Below are 7,359 nucleotides of genomic sequence, written 5' to 3'. Positions count from 1 at the left end.
CACCTTACGCACAAGCTTTGTGCGGTGTTGCCTTTAGGATATGGGGTACCGCTCTGTTACAACATACTGCCCTCACCCAACCGAATCACAATCACATCCTCAAGCGAAATAGCATCAATGCTGCATGGCACATATCCCCGCAGGTACGTTTTCAGCTCTAGCTTGTCGATTGCCTGCTGTATGCGGCTTGTCAGTTTTTCCGACCTTCTTTTGTAGCCAAAATCCCGCAGCAGCTTTCTCAGTTTCACTTTCCGGTATGCGATGCCGGAATACCTCAATTGCAGCCAGATCAGCTTAAAATAAGCGTCAAAGCAATCGGATTCTTCCTCGGAATAAAGCGAAGTATGCTCTATTTCCATTAGGATCAGTGCCGCTTCGTCATAGGAAACTGCATCCAGTTCGTAAATGTTCAGCAGATTCATGACGCTCTGCTTGAACTGCAAATATGTGCTGCCATATTCTGTCGGGATATGTGCCTTGTGATTTTCAAACAAGTCCCATAAAATCTCGTTTTCTCTTTGGTGAGACGTATTTTCGAGAAATAGATATACCGCAACATCGTCTGGCGTGATCCAATATGCTGTATGTGACATCAGTGATCTCCCTTACGCTGGTTGCAGGTTCTGCAAAGTACCTGTAAATTATCCGGAACACTCAGACCGCCTTTTGCCATGGGGACAATATGATCTACCTGCAAAAAGAGCCGTGTCGGAAATACTTCACCGCAGCCGGCACATACATAGCTGCCGTCATCATTTCTTGCAGCAGCAAAAGCGTCTTCCTTTAGTTGCAAGCCAATTTTCGGATACAGTTCAATGATCTTCTGTAGGGGTAACTGTTCGAGATTTCGCAGTTCTGCTTCTGTCTGCGGTTCTGCTGCTGCAATTTCAATGTCTCCGTCCAGCTTGTCCAGTTCCAGATCGATCAGCTTCTTAAAGAAGTACGGGTTGGTATAGTACACAGGGAGCAGGCTGCCCTCTTCCGCCCAAAGGCTCTGAATATAGGCATTTTTCTCGCTTCTACGCATATCTTCGTCGTAGATCCTTTTTGCGATTTCAGAAACATCCAGCTTTTTTCGCTCCATTTCATCGATCGTCACAAACAGAGGTGCAACAGCCTTCTGTGCATAAAACTTCAGCAGATGCTCGATGTCGTTCCGATTGCAGGAGGGAATCATATTTTCGTCAAAGTAGCTTTGGAAACAATGCTCGGTCATGTCGTCCAGCGTTTCTTCCGGAATGGTTTCACCCTCAATGCTGTAATGCTCCATCAGATTGGGCAGGTCACGGATCAGGCTCTGGTAGGCATTCTGTGTGCTGTTGTATACCAGAATCTGGTGATTGCATTCCAGCGTGGACAGCATATACATACCAAGAGGAATCAGTTCGATTGCCGGCGTGCTGTCCAATGCGGACGTATCCACGGCAGCATCTGCCATTCGTGCGAACTCTTCGATCTTTGAAATTGCGATCAGCCGGATCTGCTGCTTTTGGGTCTCGGCAAGGGTCTCTTTTTCGTGATACTCTGCCTCCGTAAGTGTTTCCGGATTTACCCATGCGATTTTATCGTTCCAGTTATCAATAAAGGTGACAATGTATGCTTCCTTTGTACCGCCAGCTTTAAGACCCCGAAGTGCCCTTCCAACCATCTGCGTCATCAGTGTTGTGGAAACGGTGGGGCGTGTCAGAAATACCGTATGGGTCTTTGGCAGGTCTGTTCCCTCTGTGAGGATATTGACGTTGATGAGTACCTGGATTTCTCCATTGCGGTATGCTTCGATTTTGCGTTCGTTGTCTGCATTGGAAATGGTGATGCCTGTTATCATATCCTGTACTTCGGAAATGATAAACTCTGATTTGATACCGTATTTTTTTCCCTTTTCGTTAAAAAGTGCATTTAAGGTAATCGCGTGATTTTTATTCAGTGCAAAAACAATGGTAGGCCCGTATTTTTCATAGTTATTTATATATTCATCAACGATAATTCTGTTACGTTCCTTACTTCCTGCAATATCATTAACGATATTTTCTGGCAGCATATCCAGATTTTCTATGCTTTTCAACGCCTTAACGCCTAAGTGCTCCGTAAACTGTAGATTTGTATTCCATTTTTTGAATTTCGGAGTTGCAAGGATACCCTTTTTTATAAGGGCATCGAGGTCAGTTTTGTACACAATATCATCTGTAAAGACTTGTTTTAAAGCACCCTGCTCGTCCTCCGAGGTACGGAACGGTGTCGCCGTGAGTCCCAGCAGCTTCATGGATTTCGCGTGATCTGCAACATACTGGATAATTTTCTTGTAGGATTTCGCCACGGCGTGATGTGCCTCGTCGATCACCAGATAGATTTCTTCCCCATTCAGCCAGTTTTTCAGTTTATCCAGACTGCGGATCATGCTGTCCTTGCTGGCAATAAGAATACGGTCGGTTTTCTGAATATGTACGGGCTTATCGTGCATTCCGGAAATGATGCGGTAATTGAAAACCGTGCGGTTTACCATTGTATCAGTATAGGCGTTTCGGGCGAAAGCCTCTGCCGCCTGCTCCAGGAGCAGATGCCTGTGTGCAAGCCAGAGAATCTTTTTGTTCTGGTCTACTGCATTCCGAAGCAGCCAATATACGGCTGTTAACGTTTTTCCGCCGCCTGTGGGCAAAACAAGCAGGGTACGGAATGACCCTTTTTTGTCCATGGCATCTAACTTCCGGATTGCCTCTTCCTGATGTTCATAGAGCTGTCGTGGATTCTTTCCCAGTGCCGGGGTGATCGTCTGGGCGTTGATGTTTTCAATCATAATTGGCATATTTTCACCTCAAAATATAAGAATTTTATAAGTTTACGCTACTCGACACCATTATAGGTAATGATAGAGATTGTTAAGGCAATCCCTCAGTTTTTTATCATAAGAAGTTATCCGGTTTGCTAACTCTGCAATTTTATGATTTTCCCGAATGGCAGCAATTTCTTCTGAGAAAAAGCATAGATTAACCTTTGCATTGTTAAAATGAAACCCAACATCAACTGCAAACTCGTTGCCTAAACGTTCATATTGAGCGTTTGCATTATCCTTTTCAGCAATTTCGCTATAGACAGAACATCTCAGGGAAAGTCCATATTCATCGATCTTTTCGAGCGACCTGTCAAATTTTTTGTGGAAGATCAATTCACAGATGCGATCGAATTTTTCAGCACAATCAGCATCTGACCGGGAAATGGCTGTCAAGGCGTTTTGTAAACCGTTTTCAGAAACATCGATATTTATGAAAGCAAAATAAACATTGACATCATCTTGTAAAAAAACACATTCCACAACGTTCTTTTCGGATAGATGTGAAATCCTTACGGTATCATTTTGATAGAATACATCTGGTAATTCCTCAAAATCTTCATTCCATTCCTCTCCATCAAAATCATCTTTCAAATCATAAAGATATTCTCTAACGTATTCTTTGTTGATCGGCTTTTCAAAGATGTTCATATTTTTCCTCCTGACATTTTTAAGGAAACACTGAATAAAGCTTGTGCGTGAGATGCGTCGTCAGATTTTTCGGTCGACAGATTGCATAGAAATTCCGCAGGCATACTTTCCGTATGGCAAGGGATTTCTGGGCAATATGACGAAAAATCTGCACGCAGATTGCGTGCAAAGCCGTCAGGCGGGCTTTATGCAATGTTTCCTTAGTAGATCACTTTAGTACTATCATTTCCTCAGGTGTTGCTATCATTATATCATGACAGGTGTACTATAAACAGTACTATGATTCTTTCATGTCCGTATACATTTCTGCTGTTTCCAAAGAAAGCCGTTTTAATTCATCGGCAACCCACTGTGGAGAAAGGATCAGAGCACCTGAACCGAATCCCATAATCCATGAAAGAAAGGTCGGACTTACCGCCGCCTTAAAAGTTGCCTGAAAGCATTCTGCATCTTCCGTCTCATGTAAAATCACATTGTCACCAAATCGATCCAGTATAATATTCAGATAGGATATATGAAATAAAGCTGTGATTTGCTCGATTTCACCATCAAACATAAAAAACATCGGCTTTACATATGCTGCGGCATTGAATCGTTCGTTGGGAATGCTTCTTTTTTCAGGGCTGATATGAATATCAGTCATCTTATCCACACGGTAATGAACATAGCCCTCATACTTGTGATGATAAGATATCAGATAATAATTTTCATTGTCAAAGGTCAGTGCGAGAGGATCAGCAGAATACAATTCGCCGTTCTTACGAAAAACTTTTTCTCTTTTTATATTATAATCAAAGTATCGAAACGTGATCCTGCGGTTTGCTGCAATGGCGTTGTGCAGCGTATCTACGTTGTATAAAATGCTTTCGTTCATGCTTTTGATACGATCGTAAATATATATTTGTCCTGAAAAACTCCGTGCTTGTGGTTTGCTTGCGAGCTGTTTCAGCCTTTTTATGATAGATTCACTTTTCTTTTTGGTAATAAATCTGGAGGACTGTATGCTGTCAATGAGAATTTTCAGTTCAGATGTTTCAAAAAGTCTGGAACCTAAAAAATACGCACAAGTCTTACTTTTTCGTATAACAATATCTATTCCGAAATCTTGCAGCGTACGGATATCGTCATAAATAGAACGCCTCGCAGCAGAAATTCCGTTCTGGTTCAGTTTTGCAATGATTTCGTTAACCGTAAGAGGGTGATCCTCGTCAGTTTCCTCATAGAAGAATTTTAGCAGATACAGAAGCTTTTGTTTTTGATTTTCTGATTTTGGCATATTATCGAACTCCTGTTCCGTTCAATTTTCGTGTGATGAAATATACAATACAGATCAAATATAAAAATTAAGATGGTCAGTGTTTTGCCGAATCGCCGGGGACGGGTAATCAGACTTGCATCCCCATGATTCCGGAGCAGGTCTGCAATGATCTCTGTTTTATCGACATAGTACATATCATTTCTGCGAAGCTTTTCAAAGTTTTCAACGCCGATGGGGAGCATTTTTCTTTCGGAACGCATGGTGTAACTCCTTTCATAGTCTTATAACGATTTCTCACTTGCATTTATTATATCATGAAACAGCGTGAAAATCAACTGAAACCATCCTCAAACAAAAATCCCGCCACATTCCTCACTCCTGCAAAAGCAAGACGAAACGTGGCGGGAACTTTTTGATCCAGGTATATTCCAGCAAGCCATACACCCCAAACCAACAAACAGCATCAAGGGGGAACATCACACAAGCCATCCACAGAACCGCACTTCATTTCTCATTTCCAGAATGTGCCCAGTGCTGCCTCCCGGGAGAAGTCCAGCATATACCGAACGGCATAGCCGCTTTCCCAGACAGACGCAATGATGATGATCGGCATCAGAACACAGGGAAGTCCGATGTAAGCCAGAGACTGCGGCTTTCAGTCCGTTTTTTTATCAGTGCAGCACAAAATGGCATATAAAACCGCTCATGCTATCCTGTGCGAGTAGTTGCAGAATCCCTTGCGTCATTCGAAGTGCTTAATAGCTTTTCCCTGATTGTGCTGTTACTTGACTTGACAGTCTAATTTTTCAAAAGGAAATCGATCACATTTATGATCTTGATCCCATCTTCATCCATCGGCATTTCATCCATTGTGATGATATACTTCGGATAGTTATCACGAATCCGCTTTAACGGCGTAATTTCTCTGTCGAATGTATCTTCGCTCATAACAGTAGCAGAAACCTGATAGTATGCTGTCTCTCCGCTGCGTTCTGCAACAAAGTCTACTTCCAGTTCACCCACTTTACCAATGCTGACATGGTATCCTCTGCGAATCAGTTCCAGATATACAATGTTCTCAAGGATATGTCCGATGTCACGTCTGCGATTTCCAAGCAGCAGTTGACGAAGTCCCATATCGACGGCATAATATTTTTCCAGAGATTTTAAATGCTGTTTTCCCTGTATATCATAGCGTTCAGCTTTGTAAAGAATAAATGCTTCTGTTAAAGCGGTTACATAGTTTTCAGCCGTTAAAGATGTGGTTTTTCGTCCAAATGAAGTCAGACTGTCTGCGATCTTCTTGGAGGATACAATATTGCCGATATTGTCGAACATAAACTTGATCACACTTTCCAATAAACTGATGTCATTGATTCGTTTACGGGAAGCCACATCCTTGATCAAAACTGTGTGATAAATGCCGTCCAGATAATCATGCCGAATGGCATCATCATCAATTTGTACGGCATATGGAAACCCGCCGTTCTGAAAATACTTCTGCCATGCAGAATGCTTTTCAAGACCGGATAATTCCAGATATTCCGCAAAAGATAAAGGCAGCATAGGAATCTCAATATATCTTCCAGAGAGAAGTGTTGCAAGCTCACCAGAAAGTAAGTATGCGTTAGACCCGGTAATATAAATATCCGTATTTTCACGAAGAAACAGCGAATCTACCGCTTTCTGAAAGTTCGGAACCGCCTGAACTTCATCCAGAAATATATAAGTCATCTTACCGGGAACCAGTCGCTCTGTCACATAAGAATGCAACGCATGATAATCCAGCAAACCCTCATTTTCAACATCTTCAAAATTGATTGCAATGATCTGTTCTTGTTCGACTCCAGTGTTCAGAAGATACGACTGAAACTGTCTTAGCAACGTTGATTTTCCGCATCTTCGGACACCTGTCACAACTTTAATGATCTGTTTGTCCTGCAGTTTTTTGATTTTATCCATATAGATCTTACGTTCTACCATACAATCACCTCTTTTTATAGTATACCATAAAATGATAGAAAAAATCAAGAGTTTTTCAAGTGCACTATAAAAACTTTTGACTGCAAATAAAGAGGTGGTATGCTTAATGCTATATTACATAATATCTCTCTTAATTTCTGTTGTAGCAGATGAGATTTTATATCTCTTCTACAAGTGGCTGAGCAGGAAGTAGCCCGACAACAGCACAACATTTTGCCTGATTCTTGTATGGGATAAGGCGAAAGCCCCCAGAGGTCGCAACTCTGGGGGCTTTCTTATTGCGTGACTGTATTGCCACTACATTATTTCTTTCCGTTCTCATTTTAGCACAATTGCAGTACCTTGTCAAGAACTTTTTCCGATGGAAAAGTTGCTTGCCGCACTTCCTTGTTGGGAATCCAGGCGGTTTTTGTATCGAAGTCGTATGTCAGATAGCCCAGATGCACCAGTAAGGTCAAAATATCATCTGCGGTTTCAAAAGTACACGTATCGTTCTGAAATGTTTTCGTATTGATGGAAATATGTTCTCCGGCAATCATTCGAATGATCTTATCCCGCAAGCCGTTCTCATTGCGGACGATATACATTTTCAAAGCCTCATAGGTTTCAGTCTGTGTCCAGTAACTGTCAAAGATGCCGTTCA

6 protein-coding genes and 1 pseudogene are annotated in these 7,359 nt (G+C 42.0%); all 7 read right to left on the bottom strand.

Features of this window, described 5'->3' with window-relative positions:
• Positions 1–56: 56 nt before the first annotated feature.
• Positions 57–593, bottom strand: coding sequence for a hypothetical protein (locus RUMCAL_RS11900; RefSeq protein WP_021683168.1), 537 nt, complete (start codon positions 591–593; stop codon positions 57–59).
• Positions 593–2,800: a DEAD/DEAH box helicase family protein gene (locus RUMCAL_RS11895; RefSeq protein ID WP_021683167.1), complete on the bottom strand. Its 2,208-nt coding sequence runs from the start codon at positions 2,798–2,800 to the stop codon at positions 593–595. The genes RUMCAL_RS11900 and RUMCAL_RS11895 overlap by 1 nt, the downstream gene beginning before the upstream one ends.
• 51 nt (positions 2,801–2,851) lie before the next feature.
• Positions 2,852–3,475 (bottom strand): hypothetical protein, encoded by a 624-nt coding sequence (locus RUMCAL_RS11890; RefSeq protein ID WP_021683166.1) that lies wholly within the window; start codon positions 3,473–3,475, stop codon positions 2,852–2,854.
• Positions 3,476–3,752: 277 nt separating this feature from the next.
• Complete coding sequence (locus tag RUMCAL_RS11885; RefSeq protein ID WP_021683164.1) at positions 3,753–4,751, bottom strand: helix-turn-helix transcriptional regulator; 999 nt, start codon at positions 4,749–4,751, stop codon at positions 3,753–3,755.
• The gene (locus RUMCAL_RS16715; RefSeq protein WP_341349374.1) at positions 4,706–4,975 is read right to left on the bottom strand and encodes an AAA family ATPase; all 270 of its coding nucleotides are present in this window, start codon (positions 4,973–4,975) and stop codon (positions 4,706–4,708) included. Before RUMCAL_RS16715 ends, RUMCAL_RS11885 begins: the two co-directional genes overlap by 46 nt.
• Positions 4,976–5,531: 556 nt before the next feature.
• Positions 5,532–6,716 carry an ATP-binding protein gene (locus RUMCAL_RS11875; RefSeq protein ID WP_021683162.1) on the bottom strand — a complete coding sequence of 395 codons (1,185 nt, stop codon included), beginning with the start codon at positions 6,714–6,716 and terminating at the stop codon, positions 5,532–5,534.
• A gap of 323 nt (positions 6,717–7,039) precedes the next feature.
• A pseudogene (locus RUMCAL_RS11870) lies at positions 7,040–7,359 on the bottom strand (hypothetical protein); the annotation flags it as partial.

Source organism: Ruminococcus callidus ATCC 27760, from assembly GCF_000468015.1.
Classification (GTDB): domain Bacteria; phylum Bacillota; class Clostridia; order Oscillospirales; family Ruminococcaceae; genus Ruminococcus_C; species Ruminococcus_C callidus.
Note: the sequence above shows the minus strand (reverse complement) of the source record. Positions and strands in the feature narration are given on the sequence as shown.